The organism is Bradyrhizobium manausense, from assembly GCF_018131105.1.
GTDB lineage: Bacteria > Pseudomonadota > Alphaproteobacteria > Rhizobiales > Xanthobacteraceae > Bradyrhizobium > Bradyrhizobium manausense_B.
The window spans coordinates 866,368-882,746 of sequence record NZ_JAFCJI010000002.1; the positions used below are offsets into that span (position 1 = coordinate 866,368).

At 64.1% G+C, this 16,379-nt stretch carries 14 protein-coding genes; 5 read left to right on the plus strand and 9 right to left on the minus strand.

Features of this window, described 5'->3' with window-relative positions; all coding sequences use genetic code 11:
• Positions 1-879 carry a formylglycine-generating enzyme family protein gene (locus tag JQ631_RS24375; protein ID WP_212330167.1) on the plus strand — a complete coding sequence of 293 codons (879 nt, stop codon included), beginning with the start codon at positions 1-3 and terminating at the stop codon, positions 877-879.
• On the opposite strand, the gene JQ631_RS24380 is transcribed toward JQ631_RS24375, so the two are convergent.
• From JQ631_RS24380 to JQ631_RS24390, 3 genes are read right to left on the minus strand one after another with little or no spacing between them, the layout of a single operon-like run.
• Positions 874-1,509, minus strand: a complete 636-nt coding sequence (locus JQ631_RS24380; RefSeq protein ID WP_212330169.1) for a GNAT family N-acetyltransferase — start codon at positions 1,507-1,509, stop codon at positions 874-876. The genes JQ631_RS24375 and JQ631_RS24380 overlap by 6 nt on opposite strands.
• A 22-nt stretch (positions 1,510-1,531) precedes the next feature.
• Positions 1,532-2,182, minus strand: coding sequence for a 3-oxoacid CoA-transferase subunit B (locus JQ631_RS24385; protein WP_212330171.1), 651 nt, complete (start codon positions 2,180-2,182; stop codon positions 1,532-1,534).
• A gap of 15 nt (positions 2,183-2,197) precedes the next feature.
• Positions 2,198-2,905, minus strand: coding sequence for a CoA transferase subunit A (locus JQ631_RS24390; protein WP_212330173.1), 708 nt, complete (start codon positions 2,903-2,905; stop codon positions 2,198-2,200).
• Positions 2,906-3,172: 267 nt separating this feature from the next.
• Between JQ631_RS24390 and JQ631_RS24395 the strand changes: the two genes are divergently transcribed.
• The 4 genes from JQ631_RS24395 to JQ631_RS24410 all read left to right on the plus strand — a co-directional run bounded on the left by JQ631_RS24395 (position 3,173) and on the right by JQ631_RS24410 (position 8,477).
• Positions 3,173-5,062: an AsmA family protein gene (locus tag JQ631_RS24395; protein ID WP_212330175.1), complete on the plus strand. Its 1,890-nt coding sequence runs from the start codon at positions 3,173-3,175 to the stop codon at positions 5,060-5,062.
• A 195-nt stretch (positions 5,063-5,257) separates the two neighbouring features.
• Complete coding sequence (locus JQ631_RS24400) at positions 5,258-6,643, plus strand: ABC transporter substrate-binding protein (RefSeq protein WP_212330177.1); 1,386 nt, start codon at positions 5,258-5,260, stop codon at positions 6,641-6,643.
• A gap of 98 nt (positions 6,644-6,741) precedes the next feature.
• Complete coding sequence (locus tag JQ631_RS24405; RefSeq protein ID WP_212330179.1) at positions 6,742-7,614, plus strand: carbohydrate ABC transporter permease; 873 nt, start codon at positions 6,742-6,744, stop codon at positions 7,612-7,614.
• Complete coding sequence (locus JQ631_RS24410) at positions 7,611-8,477, plus strand: carbohydrate ABC transporter permease (protein ID WP_212330181.1); 867 nt, start codon at positions 7,611-7,613, stop codon at positions 8,475-8,477. Before JQ631_RS24405 ends, JQ631_RS24410 begins: the two co-directional genes overlap by 4 nt.
• Here the strand turns inward: JQ631_RS24410 and JQ631_RS24415 are convergent.
• The 6 genes from JQ631_RS24415 to JQ631_RS24440 form a co-directional block, all read right to left on the minus strand.
• On the minus strand, positions 8,474-8,974 hold the full coding sequence (locus JQ631_RS24415) for a DUF6622 family protein (protein ID WP_212330183.1): 501 nt from the start codon (positions 8,972-8,974) through the stop codon (positions 8,474-8,476). The two genes, JQ631_RS24410 and JQ631_RS24415, sit on opposite strands and share 4 nt — an antisense overlap.
• Positions 8,975-8,986: 12 nt before the next feature.
• The gene (locus tag JQ631_RS24420; protein WP_212330185.1) at positions 8,987-9,799 is read right to left on the minus strand and encodes an ABC transporter permease; all 813 of its coding nucleotides are present in this window, start codon (positions 9,797-9,799) and stop codon (positions 8,987-8,989) included.
• A 1-nt stretch (position 9,800) separates the two neighbouring features.
• Positions 9,801-10,712, minus strand: a complete 912-nt coding sequence (locus JQ631_RS24425; protein ID WP_212330186.1) for an ABC transporter permease — start codon at positions 10,710-10,712, stop codon at positions 9,801-9,803.
• Positions 10,709-11,878, minus strand: a complete 1,170-nt coding sequence (locus tag JQ631_RS24430; RefSeq protein ID WP_212330188.1) for an ABC transporter ATP-binding protein — start codon at positions 11,876-11,878, stop codon at positions 10,709-10,711. The genes JQ631_RS24425 and JQ631_RS24430 overlap by 4 nt, the downstream gene beginning before the upstream one ends.
• A gap of 52 nt (positions 11,879-11,930) precedes the next feature.
• Positions 11,931-13,400 (minus strand): glycerol-3-phosphate dehydrogenase, encoded by a 1,470-nt coding sequence (locus tag JQ631_RS24435; RefSeq protein WP_212330190.1) that lies wholly within the window; start codon positions 13,398-13,400, stop codon positions 11,931-11,933.
• A 141-nt stretch (positions 13,401-13,541) separates the two neighbouring features.
• On the minus strand, positions 13,542-16,220 hold the full coding sequence (locus tag JQ631_RS24440; RefSeq protein WP_212330192.1) for a sensor domain-containing protein: 2,679 nt from the start codon (positions 16,218-16,220) through the stop codon (positions 13,542-13,544).
• Positions 16,221-16,379: the final 159 nt, after the last annotated feature.

Sequence of the window (16,379 nt, forward strand, 5' to 3'; positions counted from 1 at the left end):
ATGTTGATCGCATTCAAGCTCAAATTGCTCGTCGCCTGTGCCGCCGGCTTCGCAGGACCGCTCGCTGTTGCGCCACTGGTCTCCGAGATGTCGACGCGCGACGCGCAAGGCGAGCCTGTGATCATCGAGATCGCGCGGGGCAGCTTCGCCTATCGCGAGGCCGGCGATTTCACGCGCGCCGGGCGGCCGGTCGAGGCGCCGCTGCGCACATTGCAATTCGCAAAGTCGCTTCACATCATGCGCGATCAGGTCTCCTCCGCCGACTACCAGCTTTGTGTGCGAGACCGCGAATGCCACGCGCTCGATCGCGGCGTGGCGATCGCGCCCGATCGGCCCGCGGTGCAGGTGAGCTGGCACGACGCGCAGGCCTATGCGGACTGGTTGTCGCGCAAGACCGGTCACCGCTTTCGCCTGCCGAGCGATGCGGAATGGGCCTTTGCCGCAGGCTCCCGATTCAGGGATGACAGCGGGCCGGTCGACGCGGACGATCCCGCAAAGCGCTGGATCAGCCGCTACGAGCGCGAGTCCGAACGCGATCTCTCCGACACCACGGCCTATCCGTTCGGCAAATTCGGCCTGAACGAACGCGGCGTGTCCGATCTCGCCGGAAATGTCTGGGAGTGGACGTCGACCTGTTTCGTGCGCTCGCGCGTCGACGCTTCTGGCAATGCCGGCCGTTCGACGGTGAATTGCGGCGTGCGCGTCGCGGAAGGCGCGCACCGCGCCTATGTCACCGACTTCATCCGCGACGCCCGCGCCGGTGGCTGCGCACAAGGCGTGCCGCCGGCCAATCTCGGCTTCCGCCTGGTGCGTGAGGAACGATCATGGATGGCGAGCGTCTCGGCGCGATGGAGCAAGGTGTGGACGGCGCGGTCATAGCAGGCGCGCAAACATCCGAAAGCCAGGTGCGCCGATGATCGACTCGAACGCGGGATCGCGTTTCTCGTCCGCGAACACAAAGCCGGCCTTGGCGTAAGCACGCTCGGCCGGCTCGTTGCCGATCAGGAACGAGATCGTCGCGCGCGAAAATCCAGCTTCCCGCCCTTTCTCAAGAGCGCGGGCCATCAACGCTTGCACGAGGCCGCGACCACGATAGGCGGGATCGGTGGCAACATGCTCGATCATCCAGTCACCTTCGCCGCCCTGAACCCAGCAGGCACGTGTGTAGGCAGCGCGTTGGCGGATGGCATCGAGCTCCGACGCGGAGAGCCCGGTCGCGAAACCAACCTCCTCGATCGCACGCCAGGCCGCAGGTCCGGTGTTCGCTGCAGGCACGGCGCACAGCGCCGCGACCGGCTTCCCGTCAATCTCCGCGACCAAGAACTGCGAGACGTGCCACATCGATACCGCACGCGCGGTTGCAACGCGCGCGATGAAATCGAGGCACCTGGCTTCAGGCCAGCCCAGCGCAACGTCGAACCAGCCACGCGACCGGTAGCCGCGCATCGATGACAGGATGATTTCTGCGATGAAATCGGCGTCTTCGGGACGCGCAGACCGGATCGTCATGCGCGCCCCTACTATGAAGACCTTACGTGTTCTTCAGCGCGACGCGGAATTCAGCCTCGGTCTTGGCCTTGACCTCGTCGAGCGTGACACCGTCGGCGAGCTCGATCAGCGCCATGCCGCCGTCGCCGTGCTTGTCGATGGTGAAGACGGCGAGATCGGTGACGACCATGTCGACCACGCGCTCGCCGGTGAGCGGCAGGTTGCACCTCTTCAGGAGCTTGGCGCCGTCCTTGGCGGAATGCTCCATCACCACGACGACGCGCTTGACGCCGGCGACGAGGTCCATCGCGCCGCCCATGCCCTTGACCATCTTGCCGGGGATCATCCAGTTGGCGAGATCGCCGTTCTGGGCCACCTGCATGGCGCCGAGGATCGACAGATCCATATGGCCGCCGCGGATCATGCCGAAGGAATCCGCGCTGGAGAAAAAGGAGGTCGAGGGCAGCTCGCTCACGGTCTGCTTGCCGGCATTGATGAGATCCGCGTCCTCTTCGCCTTCATAAGGGAACGGACCCATGCCGAGCATGCCGTTCTCGCTCTGCAGGCTGACGTCGACGCCGTCTGGGATGTAGTTCGAGACCAGCGTCGGGATGCCGATGCCGAGGTTGACGTAGTAGCCGTCACGCAATTCCTTCGCGGCGCGCGCAGCCATCTGTTCACGGGTCCAGGCCATATCGCTCTCCTGATCTTAAGCTGCGGTGCGCGGGCGGGTGTTGCGGAATTCGATGCGCTTCTTGTCCGTGCCGACCTCGACGATGCGCTTCACGAAAATGCCGGGCGTATGGATGTGGTCGGGATTGAGTTCACCGGCAGGAACCAGGTGCTCGACCTCGGCCACCGTGACCTTGGCGGCGGTCGCCATCATCGGGTTAAAGTTGCGCGCGGTCTTGCGGTAGATGAGGTTACCTGCGGTGTCGCCCTTCCAGGCATGCACGATGGCGAGGTCGGCGAACAGGCCGCGCTCCATCAGGTATTTCTCGCCGTCGAATTCCTTCACTTCCTTGCCTTCGGCGATCAGCGTGCCGACGCCGGTCTTGGTGTAGAAGGCCGGGATACCGGCACCGCCGGCACGGATACGCTCGGCCAGCGTGCCCTGCGGGTTGAATTCGAGTTCCAGCTCGCCGGCGAGGAATTGCTGGGCGAACAGCTTGTTCTCGCCCACATAGGACGAGATCATCTTCTTGATCTGGCGGGTTTCCAGCAGGCGGCTGAGCCCGATGCCGTCGACGCCGGCATTGTTGGAGATCACCGTCAGACCCTTCACGCCCGAGTCGCGGATCGCATCCGACAGCGTCTCGGCGATGCCGCAGAGGCCGAAGCCACCGGACATGATCATCATGTTGTCCTTGAGAACGCCCTCAAGAGCCGACCTGGCGTCGGGATAGACCTTGTTCATGCAAAAACCCTCGACTTAACCTGAGAGGCGTCGCGCCTTGTTGGCGGCGATTATTAGGCGAAATCGTCCGAAGCCGTCAATGATACGGGGTTCTCCGTTCAGGTCACCGGTGGTAGAAGCTGCCCACACTGTGGGCAGACCCGTCCGCGGCCTTGAAAGCGACAAGAAAACCCATCAAGTTGCGGGGGTTGGGCGTGGGGGCGCGCAGGTTTCACGTCCCGCCCTTCCGGCTCCAGCGACGAACCCGATCAGGACATGCCATTGACCATGGCCCAAGGAATGAAGCGCCTCGGGACGCCGATCGCGGCGCTGCTCGGCGTTGCGCTGATCGCCCTGATCGCGAGCTCCTGGCTCATCAACCGCGACGCGCTGCGCAAGGCAGTGGAAGCGCAGATTCGCGACGTCACCGGACTCGAGCTCAGCGTGACGGGCAGCATCGACATTTCCGTGCTGCCGGCGAGCTACATCTCCTTTCATGACGTCGGCCTGAAGGGCGGCGGCACCGCCGATCCCGCGCTCCATGTCGACGTGCTCACCGCCAACCTCAGGCTCCTGCCCTTGCTGCTGCAGCGGTTCGAGATCGCGGACCTCACGCTGCTGCGGCCGCATATCCATGTCGGCCTGAAGCCGGATGGCGAGAGCAACTGGACACCTTTCATCCAGACCATTGCGCGGACGATGAAGCCCGGCGCCGACAACCAGGTGTCGTTCTCCGAGATCAGGATCCAGGATGGCGTGCTCAATTACGAGGACGTCGCCACACACGCCGCCGAGACACTCGAGGACATCGACCTGTCGCTGGCCTGGCCCTCGATCTCGCGCTCCTTCGCCGCGACCGGCCAGTTCGACTGGCGCGGCGAGCGCGTCGACGGCTCGATCAGCTTTGCCGATTTCGTCGCGGCCCTCTCCGGCGACCGTTCGGGATTGAAGGCGCGAATCGTCAGCGCCCCGCTGAAGCTTGCCTTCGACGGCAGCGTCGCCAACCGCACCAGCCCGATGATGGAAGGCACGCTCACCATCGACAGCCCGTCGCTGCGCAACGCGCTGCGCTGGACCGGGCAACCGCAGCCCGGCAGCGGCGGCTTCGGCCGCTTCGCGTTGAAGGCGCGCGCCAATGTCGTCGGCGCCTCGATCGCGCTGACCAACGTCAATCTCGAACTCGACGGCAATGCCGCCGAGGGCGTGATGACCTACGCCAATAACGGCCGGCAGACCCTGCAGGCGACGCTCGCCGCCGACGCGCTCGACTTCACGCCTTACATCTCCACATTCCGCCTGCTCGCGAGCGGCGCGCGCGACTGGAACAGGCAGCTGTTCGATCTCAACGGATTGTCGAGCACCGACCTCGACATGCGCCTGTCGGCGGCCAAGCTGACGGTCGGCGCGACCAAGCTCGGCCGCACTGCGATCGGCGCCAATTTGCGCAACGGCACGCTGGCGCTCTCGGTCGGCGAGGCGCAGGTCTATGGCGGTATCGCCAAGGGCTCGTTCGGCATCTCGCGTGCCGATGCCGTCGCCGACATCAAGGCGCAACTCCAGTTCACCGACGTCGACCTCCAGGCCTGCGCCTCCGAATTGTTCGGTCTCAACAAGCTGTCCGGCCGCGGCAACATCAACGTGTCGCTCGTCGCCTCCGGCTCGAGCCCGTTCGGCCTGGTGCAGTCGCTCGACGGCACGGCCACCGTGACAGGCCACGACGGCGCGATCGCGGGCTTCAATGCCGAGCAGTTGCTGAAGCGGCTCGAGCGCCGGCCGCTGTCCGGCGGCGGCAACTTCCGCAACGGCTCGACGCCCTACGACAATCTCACCATCGCGGTGAAATTCGCCGACGGCATAGCCACTGCCGAGGACATTCGCATCGAGGGGCCGGCTGCGAAGATCACGCTGACCGGCACCGCGTCGGTGCCGACGCGCGAATACGACATGAAGGGCGTCGCGAGCCTCAACACGACGTCCGGCTTTCAACTGCCCTTCATGGTGCAGGGTCCCTGGGACGATCCGCTGATCTTCCCAGACCCCGAGGCCCTGATCCGCCAGTCCCCTGCCGCATCTCCTTTCCTCGACCTCTTGAAGCAGCGCATCACCGGCGGAAAGCGCCAGGCGCCGGAGGGATCGCCGACGGCGGAGAACGCGAAGGACAGCGCGAAGTCCAATTAGGACGGCGTCAACCGATCACGCGAATTGATCGGGGCGAATTGATGCGGTGATTGGATCGATGCACGCGTTAAGCATCCCCGAGAGCCCGATACCCCTCGACCTAGGTCTGACAACATGCCGCTAGATCGGATAGCGGCCATGGGCTAGTGTTTTATCCGACCGGTTAAAAACTCCGGCCGTTTGAGGGAGAAAAACGTGAGATCCAAGGTTATTGGCGCAGTGTCACTGGCGGTCGCTGCAGTTGGGCTGTTCGCCGCCGCTGCACCCGCCTTTGCGCAACAGAAGACGATTACGGTCTGGTGGGGCAAGGGCTTCTACCGCTCCGAAGACGACGCACTGCTTGAGACGATCAAGAAGTTCGAAGCCAAGACCGGCATCAAGGTCGAATTGTCGCAGTACGCGATTCAGGACATGATTCCGAAGACGGTCGCTGCGCTCGATGCAGGCACCGTGCCCGACGTCGCCTACTCCGACACTTACGACGTCCAGGCGCAGGGCAAATGGGCCTTTGAGGGTAAGCTCGAAAATCTCAACGACGTCATGGAGCCGATCAAGGATCGGTTTGCGCAAAACACGCTGGATGCGTCGATCCTCTACAACGACGTCACCAAGAAAAAGGCCTATTACGGCTTCCCGCTGAAGCAGCAGAGCATGCACGTCCAGATCTGGAAGGACATGCTCGAGAAGGCCGGCTTCAAGCAGAGCGACATCCCGAACGACTGGGCGGGCTACTGGACGTTCTGGTGCGACAAGGTGCAGCCGGGCATCCGCAAGGCCACCGGCCAGCGCATCTATGCTGTCGGACAGCCGATGGGCGTGGAATCCACCGACGCGTTCCAGTCGTTCTACACCTTCATGGACGCCTACCACGTCAAGCTGGTCGACGACGACGGCAAGCTCACGGTCGACGACCCCAAGGTGCGTGACGGCCTGATTCACGCGCTGAAGGACTACACCGACACCTACATCAAGGGCTGCACCCCGCCGTCCTCCACGACCTGGAAGGATCCGGACAACAACGTCGCCTTCCACAACAAGACGATCGTGATGACCCACAATTTCACGATCTCGATCGCGGCGAAGTGGTACGAGGACTCGCAGAACCAGGCGCTCACGCAGGAACAGCGCGACGCCGGCAAGAAGGCCTATGGCGAGGACATCATCACCGCGTCCTTCCCGAAGGCGCCGGATGGTTCGACCATCCGCTACCGCTCCGACGTCAAGACCGGACTGGTCTTCACCGCGGCCAAGAACAAGGCCGAGGCCAAGCAGTTCATCAGCTTCCTGCTCGAGGAAGACAATGTCCGGCCGTATATCGAGGGCGCGCTCGGCCGCTGGTTCCCGGTAACCAAGGCGAGCCAGGAGAGTCCGTTCTGGCAGTCCGACAGGCACCGCAAGGCGGTTTATGCCCAGTTCAAGGGCGGCACCGCGCCGTTCGACTTCACCAAGAACTGGAAGTTCACGATCCTCAACAACGAGAACGTCTGGGCCAAGGCGATGAACCGGGTCGTCAGCGAGAAGATCCCGGTCGACAAGGCCGTCGACGAGCTGATCGCCCGCATCAAGCAGGTTGCAGGCTAAGTACTCTTTCTTCCTCTCCTCGCTAGCGCGGGGAGAGGCAAAACGCTAAACACCGGCCGCCTCGTGCGGCCGGAAGTCCTTTCAAAGAGTCCCAAAGAATGGCGATCACGCTCTCTGGCGATCAGTCGATCCCCGCTCCACCCCTAACGTCGCGGCTGACCACGGCGCAGGTCTGGGGCATCGTCCTGCTCGCCCCATATCTGCTCGTCTTCCTCGCTTTCGTCGTCTATCCCGTCGGCTACGGATTGTGGCTGGCGCGAGCGCCGTCGAACTATGTCGCGCTCTATAACGACCCGATCTTCGCCCGCGCCGCGGTCAACACGCTGATCTTCCTGGTCATCGGCATCAACATCAAGATGGTGATCGCGCTGTTCCTGTCCGGCTTCTTCGCTCAGCAGCGGACCTGGATCAAATGGCTTTCGGTGATCTTCATCCTGCCCTGGGCTGTGCCGTCGATCCCGACCATCCTGTCGGTGCGTTTCATGCTCAATCCCGAATGGGGCGTGATCAACCACCTCATCTTCTCTTTTACCGGCGATGACGGCCCGAACTGGCTGAACGACCCGACCGTGGCGCTCTCCATGGCCATCGGCGTGCACATCTGGAAATCGCTGCCGTTCTGGACGCTGATCCTGATCACCGGGCGCCTTGCAATCGCGCAAGACCTGTTCGAGGCCGCCGAAGTCGACGGCGCCAACTGGTGGCAGAAATTCCGCTTCATCACCTGGCCGTCAATGCAGACGCTCTACATCACCTGCACGCTGCTCTCGATGATCTGGACGCTCGGCGACTTCAACAGCGTCTATCTGCTCACCGGCGGTGGTCCGGCCGACCTCACGCATGTGCTGTCGACGCTCGGCATCCGCTATCTCCGGCTCGACCAGCTCTCGCTCGCGATGGCTTCCATCGTTTGTGCGATGCCGTTCGTCCTGCCGCTCGTGTATTTCATGATGAAACGGTTGTCGCGATGAAGCTTCCCGGCGTAAGCGAATTTTCCTGGCGCGACGTCGCGACCGAGGCGCGGCTCCTGCTGATCGGTATTCCCGTCTTCCTGTGGACGATGATTCCGATCTACCACATGTTCCTGTTCGCGATTTCCCCAAAGGAAGACGCGTTCTCGGGCAAGCTGTGGCCGGACCATCCGACGCTCCACAACTTCGAGATCGTGTTCAAGCAACAGCACTACTTCCTGCGCGACTTCTACGTCCAGTTCTGGAATTCTGTGGTGATCGCCGCCGCGGTCGGCGCGCTGACCCTGGTCATCGCGACTGCCGCGGCGTTCTCGATCTCGCGGCTGAAGGTACCGGGCGGGCGCATGGTGCTGAACCTCGCGCTGTTCACCTACTTCATTCCGGCGGCGTTCCTCGCCGTGCCGATGTACCGAACCATGGGCAATTACGGACTGCTCAATAATCGCTGGTCGCTGATCCTGGCGATGGTGACGATTGCCAGTCCTTACGCGATCTGGGTGCTGAAGCAGGCTTCAGACAAGCTACCGGTCGAGCTCGACGAGGCCGCGGTGATGGACGGCGCCACCACGCTGCAGATCTTCCGTCTGGTCTATTTGCCGCTGATGATGCCCTCGCTGGTCGCGATCGGCACCTATGCGGTGCTGCTCGCGTGGAACGAGTATCTCTATGCGTTCCTGCTGCTCTCGAACGACCAGGACATCACGCTTCCTGTCGCGCTCGGCAACTTCCTTGCCGCCGACGACTCGCCATGGGAGCTGCTGATGACCACCGGCTTCATCTACGCGCTGCCGCCGGCCGCGGTCTATTACGCCTTCCGCCGCTACATGGTGGGCGGGCTTACTGCGGGCGCGGTGAAGTCCTAAACATCCTCGGCGCGCTTCCTGCGATACGCCAGCAGCAGCGCGATCATCGAACCGAAGAAGTAACCGGCGGTCGCGCCAGAGATGGCGCGGCCGACGATGAAAGCCACCGCGCGATCGTCGGCATCGATCGCCGAAATCACGCTCACCGTGTACTGCAGAGTGAACACGACGAGATTACGGATCAGCGCGAACGCGCTGCCTGGTCGAATGATCTCTCCGGTCTTGTGATCGACATCGAACGGCCGTGGTGTCAACACGCCGAGGGGCAGCAACGCCAACGCGGCCGCGATCCAGGCGAGTAGCGGCCAGGCGCTGTCCTGATGCCCGAATCCGATCCGCGAGATTCCCCAGACGATGAAAACGACCGGCACGATCAGTGCGCGCCAGATCGGGACCGTGCGCGGCTGCATCGCCTTGATGCCCTGCCAGACCAGATAGGCAAGCAATACCCAGACCCAGGGCGGGGTGTGGACCAGGATCTGATAGGCGAATGTCATGACCCGTCCTCCCTAGAGCGGCGCCGCGCTCTCGCCCTGCGAACTCGACAGTTTCGATGCGAGCGACGCGACGACAATGACCCCCGCGATCAGCGCGATCACCAGCGTGCAGATCGCATTGATCTCCGGTTTTACACCCAGCCGCACCTCGGAATAGATCCGGATCGGCAGGGTTGCCGAGCCGGGCCCCGTGGTGAAGCTCGCGATCACGAGATCGTCGAGCGAGAGCGTGAAGGCGAGCATCCATCCGGCAACGATCGCCGGCGCGATCAGCGGCAGCGTCACCGACAGGAAAGCGCGGACCGGGGCGCAGCCGAGGTCCATGGCCGCCTCCTCCAGCGAGCGATCGAGCGAGCCGAGCCGGGACTGCACGACCACCGTGACGAAGCACATCGTCAGCGTGGTGTGGGCGATCGTCACCGTCCAGAAGCCGCGCTCGGCATTCAGCGCGACGAACAGCAGGAGCAGCGACAATCCAGCGATCACCTCCGGCATCACCAGCGGCGCATAGAGCATCCCGGAGAACAGCGTGCGGCCGTGAAAGCGCTCGCCGCGCGACAGCGCCACCGCGGCGAGCGTGCCGAGCAGCGTGGCGATGGTCGCGGAGGAAACCGCGACCCGCAGGCTCATCCAGGCCGCCTCGATCATGGCACGATCGGCAAAGAACTCGTGATACCAGCGCAGCGACCAGCCGCCCCACACCGTCACCAGCCGAGAGGCGTTGAAGGAATAGATCACGAGAATGAGGATCGGCAGATAAAGGAAGGCGAGCCCCAACGCGATCGAGACAATATTGAAACGGGACAGGCGGGAGACTTTGCGCATCTCACCGTTCCTCCAGTTGCCGGCGCTGCAGCCGCTCATAGAGCAGTAGCGGCAGCAACAGCACCACGAGCAGCACGATCGCCGAAGCGGAGGCAACCGGCCAGTCCTTGTTGGTGAAGAATTCGAGCCACAGCGTCTGGCCGATCATCAGCGAGTCGGAGCCGGCGAGAAGGTCCGGGATCACGAACTCACCTACGATCGGGATAAAGCACAGGAGCACGCCGGCGCCGACGCCGGGCAGCGACAGCGGGAAGGTGACGAGCCAGAACACCTGCCAGGGCGGCGCGCCGAGATCGCTGGCGGCTTCCTCAAGCGTCGGCTCCATCTTGGCGAGCGTGGCGTAGAGCGGCAGGATCATGAACGGCAGATAGGAATAGACGATGCCGATATACATCGCGGTGTCGGTGGAGAGCCACACCACGGGCTCGCTGACCAGATGCAGCGCCAGCAGGATCTGGTTGAGCAGGCCATCATGCTGGAGGATGTTGATCCAGGCATAGATGCGGATCAGGAACGAGGTCCAGAACGGCACGATCACCAGCACCATCGCCACCGCCTGCCAGCGCTTCGGCAGCCGCGCCATGCCATAGGCGATGGGATAGCCGATCAGCAGCAGCAATGCGGTCGCCGTGAGGGCGACGGTCAGGCTGCGCAGATAAGCGAACACGTAGAGATCGTCAGAGGCGATCAGCTTGAAATTGTCGATCGAGAGCGCGGCAAAGGCCGCCTGGATCGCCGTCCATCCCGCCGTCAAGTCGAACACCGGCTCGTAAGGCGGCTGCGCGATCGCGGTCTGCGACAGGCTGATCTTCAGCACGAAGCCGAACGGCACAAGGAAGAACAGCACCATCCAGACATACGGTGCGATCGCGGCAAAGCGCGCCGGCCGCGCAAAGATCCGGCGCGCGCTCATGACGGCAGCACCACGCAGTCATCAGGCGTGAACCAGGCAACGATCTGCTGGTTCAGGCTATAGGCATCGACATCGAGGCGCGCGCTGTTGGCGACAGAGGCTTGTATCGTTCCGCCCGTATCGAGCTTGACCTTGTAGGTGGTGGTGCCGCCGAGGTAGCAGATATCGGCGATCACGCCGTCCAGCTGGTTGATCGCGGTTTCACGACCGGCCTCGCCCACGGGCCCGCGACGCGACAGCTTGACCTTCTCGGGACGGATCGCGACCGAAAATTTGACCTCACCGAGCGGCTGGCGCGGCTCGGCCACCACCAGCGTCCCCGCATCACGCGTGCCGATGACCAGGCGATGACCGTCGCGCAGCTTGGATTCGGCGTCGAACAGGTTGATGTCGCCGACGAACTCCGCGATCCAGCGCGAACGCGGCGCCTCGTAGAGCTCGCGCGGGCCAGCGACCTGGGCGAGCTTGCCCGTGTTCATCACGCCGATCCGGCTGGCCATCGTCATTGCCTCTTCCTGGTCGTGCGTGACGATGATGAACGTCATGCCCAGTCGGCGCTGCAGCTCCATCAGCTCGCCTTGCGTGCTCTCGCGCAGCTTCTTGTCCAGCGCCGCGAGCGGCTCGTCGAGCAGCAGCAATTGCGGCCTGCGCGCCAGTGCACGGGCCAGCGCGACACGTTGGCGCTGACCGCCGGAGAGCTGGTCGGGCCTGCGCTTCTCCAGTCCCTCGAGCTTCACCAGCGCCACCATCTCGGCGACGCGCGTCGCGATGTCGGCGCGTGCCATGCTGGCGCGCTTGAGGCCGAAGGCGATGTTGTCGCGCACCGACAGATGCGGAAACAGCGCGTAGTTCTGAAACATCATGTTGATCGGCCGCTCATGCGGCAGCGCCTGCGCGATGTCCTTGCCGCCGAACAGGATGCGCCCTTCATCGGGCGCCTCGAAGCCCGCAAGCATGCGCAACAGCGTGGTCTTGCCGCAACCACTCGGGCCCAACAGCGCAAAGAACTCGCCGGCCCTGATGTCGAGCGACACGCCGTCGACGGCACGGAACGTCCCGAACGTCTTCGCCACGTTCTCGATGCGCAGCAGCAGCTCGCCCGCGGCCGGATGCGTATCTCCAGCCGCATTGGCCGCCGCGTCTGTCCTCGGCAACTCGTCAGTCATGGTCCCTGCCAACCCTAATGCCGCCGCACGCTAGCGGCGGATCGTCCTTTGCTCAACCGGTTCGAGACGGATCCGCCATGAACGCAGCCAGCGCCTCACGGGCGGCCTGCGGCATCGTCAGGCCGAGCTTGGAGCGGCGCCACAGGATATCCTCGGGGAAGCGCGCCCATTCGTGGTTCATAAGATAGCGCACCTCGGCGGCCGTCAGGTCCGGGCCAAAGGCAGGGCCGAGCTCGTCGCGTGTCTTTGCTTCGCCGAGTATGGCCGGCAATCGCGAGCCATAGGCCGCAACCAGCCGCCGCGCCTGGGGCTCGGAGAGAAAACGCCAGCGATCGCGCGCCAGATCGATCTCGGTCTCGAAACGGTCCCAGGCGAAATCTCCGCCCGGCAATGCTGCGCCGGCAGTCCAGGGCCGCGACATCGGATAGAACGACGTCAACCGCGTCACCGCCCGCTCGGCGCGAAAGCGCGAGGTCGTGACGTCGCCGCCGAACATCGTGAGCAACGGTGCCTTGCGCCTGCGCGCGTGGAACAGCGTCGTGCCGTCGCGGCGTCGTCCGGACGCGGGCGACAGTTTGACGGCGGAGACTGTGTGCACCACGTCGGTCGGAGCGACGCGCTCGCGGAAGTAGCGGCTCACGGCGTCGCAGAGATAACTGACATCGGCGCCCGACATCGCGACGATCGCGGGATCGCCCGTGAAATCATGCGTGACCGTGCCGACCAGCGTGAAATCGCGCTCGAACGGGCTGGCAAAAATCAGTCGCCCATCGTTGTTCTGGAACACATAGACGTTGTCGGACTCGAATAGCCTGGGCACGACGATCTGGCTCATCTGCATGGCCGCCGTGGCCGGCTGCGGCTGCCGCAACACGGTCTCCGCGACCATCGACGTCCAGCCGCCGCTGGCATTGGCCAGCGCACGTGACGTGATCACCCGGCGATGGCCGCGGTCGACCAGCGCGAGCCGCCAGACGTCGGTCCTGTCGGCGCGCACGCAACGCGCCCCGGTGCGGATCGTGGCGCCGCGCTCGGCGGCATCCAGCGCCGTGAGCACCACCAGGCGGGAATCATCGACGACGCAATCGGCATATGCGAGGCCGATGCCGAAGGGCCGCTTCAGCGCATTGCCGACCGGATGATGCGTGATGTCGAGCGTCGTCGAGGCAGGAAGGCCGCCACGATTCGTCAGCGCGTCATAAACATACAGGCCGGCCCGCAGCAGCCAGGGCGGACGCTCGTCGGAGTGCGCTGGGATCACAAAACTTGCCGGCCGCACCAGATGCGGCGCGATCCGCAACCAGATGCGGCGCTCGGCCAGGGCCCGGCGCACCCGCCAGAAGCCGCGCCGTTCGAGCACCGACAGATCGCCGTGGATCAATCGTGGTGTCGCCGAGGATGCAGCGCCGCCAAGATCGCCCTGCTCGATCAGGATCACCCGCAGCCCGCGACCGGCGGCATCGCGTGCGAGGCTGACACCGTTCAGGCCGCCGCCGATGATCGCGAGGTCGTAATCCGCCATGAAACCGTCGAGAGGGAGCGAAGCAAGTGCCCCACCTCACTAGAGCTATTTTCGTTCCGATGAAATCGGAACGAAGCTCTGGATTCTTGTTTTGACGCGTTTTCTTGACGCGAACCGGCGGCCACTTCGCTTGAAAACGCCTTAGCCGGTCTTGAGCGCAAGCTCCATGGCCTCGACGCGGCCGACGAGGCCGGCATATTGCCCGATCGGCAGCGGCTTGCCGAGCAGATAGCCCTGCACGCCGTCGCAACCTTCCCGGGCGAGGAAGGCGAGCTGATCGATCGTCTCGACGCCCTCGGCGATGATCGACATTTCGAGACCGTGGCCGAGGTCGATCACGGCACGCACGATCGCGGCCGATTGCGGGTTGCGGCCGAGATTGATGATGAAGGCGCGGTCGATCTTGATCTTGTCGAACGGGAACGCCTGGAGATAACTCAGCGAGGAATAGCCGCTGCCGAAATCGTCCATGGAGATGCGCACACCCAGCGCCTTCAGGCGGCGCAGCAGCGCCAGGCCGCGATCAAAGTCCTCGATCAGCACGCCCTCGGTGATTTCGAGCTCGAGCCGGCCCGGTGCAAGCCCGGTCTCGATCAGGATCGAATGGACCAGCCCGACCACGTCACCGTGCATGAACTGCGCCGGCGACAGGTTGACCGCGACCTGGAGCGGTTTCGGCCACGACGCGGCCTCGCGGCAGGCCTCGCGCAGGATCCATTCGCCCATCTCGACGATCAGGCCGCTTTCCTCCGCGATCGGGATGAATTCGGCCGGCGAGACCTGGCCGCGTACCGGATGCTGCCAGCGCGCCAGGGCCTCGAAGCCGATGATCTCGCTCTCGGCGACGCTGTCGCGCGCGATGCCTTGCGGCTGGAAGGCCAGCGACAGCTCGCCGTTCTTGATCGCCTTCGACAAATCCTGGTGCAGCACGCGGCGGTCGCGAATCTGCTGGTCCATCTCGGGCTGGTAGAGGCTGATCGTGCCGCGCGATTTCTGCTTGGCGCGGAACAGGGCGGCGCCGGCATTGGCGAGCAGCGCGGCGCCGTCGGGGCCATTGTGCGGGAAGATCGACATGCCGGTGGTAATGCCGGCGCGGACGGCGCGGCCGTCGATGTGGAATTCCGCCGCGAGCGCCTCGCCGAGCTGCTGAGCCAGCGCGAGGCCGGCTTCAGGCTGCTTGCCGTCGATGATCAGGCCGAACTCGTCGCCGGACAGGCGCGCCACCAGGCCGCCGCGTGCGGCGTCCTGGAACCGCTGGGCCACTTCGATCAGCAGCTTGTCGCCGAGCGCATGGCCGAACACGTCATTGACTTCCTTGAGGCCGTCGAGATCGACGCAAAGGACCGCGAACTCCTCGTCGGTGCCCTCGCAGGCCTCGATCATCTGGGTCAGCGCCTGAAGGAAGGCGGCGCGGTTCGGCAAATCGGTGAGGCCGTCGTGGTAGGCCATGTGTGCCATGCGCGACTCGGTCTGCCGGCGGTTGGTGACGTCCTCGTGGGTCTTGATCAGATATTGCGGCTCACCGACGTCGTTGAGCACCGTGGCACGCCGGGTCAGGAACAGGCGCAGGCCGTCCTTGGTGGAGATCGGATGCTCCTCGGTGATCATCCCGCGTTTCTTGATCGCGGCCTCGTCGCGCGCGATGATCAGCTTGGCTTCCTTGGCATTGAAGATGTCGGAGGCCGTCAGGCCGGTGGCTTCCTCGCGCCTGCGGTTGAGGATTGTCTCGGCGCTGCGGTTGGCAAGCAGATAACGGCCATCCCGGACCTGCTCCACGATCAGCGCCACCGGGATGTTGTCGACCACGAGCTCGAGGAACTTCTTGGTGCTCTCCAGCTCCATCGACAGCGATTGCCGGTCGGTGATGTCCTCGAACACCACCAGCAGGAATTCCGGCTTGTTGCTCTCGTTGCGGACCACGATGCGGGTCGAGGCCACCATGCGGCGGGCCTGGTCGACGTCGACTTCGAATTCGTTGCGATACTGTCCCTCCGGCGCCAGCAGCGCGGCCCGGTCGGTCGCCTCGATGCTGTCTGCCGATTTCGGGCCGAACAGCTCGCGCGCGTTCTTGCCGACGACCTGGTCCCGCGAGAAGCCCCAGAAACGCCCATAGGCACTGTTGGCGAAGATGTAGCGGCCGTCCTCGATGTTCTTCGCGGCGACACAGGCCGGCACGTTGTCCAGCACCGTTTCGAGGAATTGCGTGGTCGAGGCGAGCTGCCGCGACAGCTTGCGCTGCTCGCTGACGTCGAGATGGGTCGCCACCGATCCGCCGTTCGGCAGAATGAAATATTTGACCAGGATCGCCCGGGCGTCGGGCAGTTCGGTGATCAGGCCGTTGGGGCTTGCCGCCTTCTCGTAGAATTCGTCGTCGGTGACGCCAAGGACCCCGCGCTTGCGCCGCAATCCAAGGATGTCGTAGCCGGTCATGCCGGTCCACAGGTCCGAGCGCGCAAGGCCGTAGATCTCGAGATAGCGGTCATTGCAGAAGATGATGCGCCGCTGCGCATCCGTCATCACCACGCCCTGGTTGAGATTGTTCATGGCGGAGGAGACGAAGGCGTTGCGCCGCAACTGCGAACGCCTGCTCCGGCGCAGGGCGGAATGAATCCACAGCGCGAGCGCCGCCAGGAACGCGCAGACGACAATGCCTCCGATCAGGCCTTCCCAGACCAGATTGGGATCCAGGGCGCCGATATAGCTTGCCGGAGTGAAGCCGTCGGCATAGGCACGCGAAGGCGCAACCGCGCTGATCAGGCACACGACGGCCTGCACAGCAATCGGAAGCATGCTGCCTTCCTGCCAGTTCTTCTCAGCCATCAGCCACCCGCAATTTCAACTGCGGATTGTCTGGCTTCACGGGTTTGGATCGGGTAAACGCCTGTACGCCCAGCAGAAAAATGTGACGTGAAATACGGCAATTGCCCTGACATGATAAATGCTTCCTTAACGGAAAATGCCCGCGCGGCGCGTTTCCCA

Excerpts from the sequence above, each read along its gene's own strand:
- JQ631_RS24375 (WP_212330167.1), top strand. The coding sequence starts at position 1 with ATGTTGATCGCATTCAAGCTCAAATTGCTCGTCGCCTGTGCCGCCGGC.
- JQ631_RS24380 (WP_212330169.1), bottom strand. The coding sequence starts at position 1,509 with ATGACGATCCGGTCTGCGCGTCCCGAAGACGCCGATTTCATCGCAGAA.
- JQ631_RS24385 (WP_212330171.1), bottom strand. The coding sequence starts at position 2,182 with ATGGCCTGGACCCGTGAACAGATGGCTGCGCGCGCCGCGAAGGAATTG.
- JQ631_RS24390 (WP_212330173.1), bottom strand. The coding sequence starts at position 2,905 with ATGAACAAGGTCTATCCCGACGCCAGGTCGGCTCTTGAGGGCGTTCTC.
- JQ631_RS24395 (WP_212330175.1), top strand. The coding sequence starts at position 3,173 with ATGGCCCAAGGAATGAAGCGCCTCGGGACGCCGATCGCGGCGCTGCTC.
- JQ631_RS24405 (WP_212330179.1), top strand. The coding sequence starts at position 6,742 with ATGGCGATCACGCTCTCTGGCGATCAGTCGATCCCCGCTCCACCCCTA.
- JQ631_RS24410 (WP_212330181.1), top strand. The coding sequence starts at position 7,611 with ATGAAGCTTCCCGGCGTAAGCGAATTTTCCTGGCGCGACGTCGCGACC.
- JQ631_RS24415 (WP_212330183.1), bottom strand. The coding sequence starts at position 8,974 with ATGACATTCGCCTATCAGATCCTGGTCCACACCCCGCCCTGGGTCTGG.
- JQ631_RS24420 (WP_212330185.1), bottom strand. The coding sequence starts at position 9,799 with ATGCGCAAAGTCTCCCGCCTGTCCCGTTTCAATATTGTCTCGATCGCG.
- JQ631_RS24425 (WP_212330186.1), bottom strand. The coding sequence starts at position 10,712 with ATGAGCGCGCGCCGGATCTTTGCGCGGCCGGCGCGCTTTGCCGCGATC.
- JQ631_RS24430 (WP_212330188.1), bottom strand. The coding sequence starts at position 11,878 with ATGACTGACGAGTTGCCGAGGACAGACGCGGCGGCCAATGCGGCTGGA.
- JQ631_RS24435 (WP_212330190.1), bottom strand. The coding sequence starts at position 13,400 with ATGGCGGATTACGACCTCGCGATCATCGGCGGCGGCCTGAACGGTGTC.
- JQ631_RS24440 (WP_212330192.1), bottom strand. The coding sequence starts at position 16,220 with ATGGCTGAGAAGAACTGGCAGGAAGGCAGCATGCTTCCGATTGCTGTG.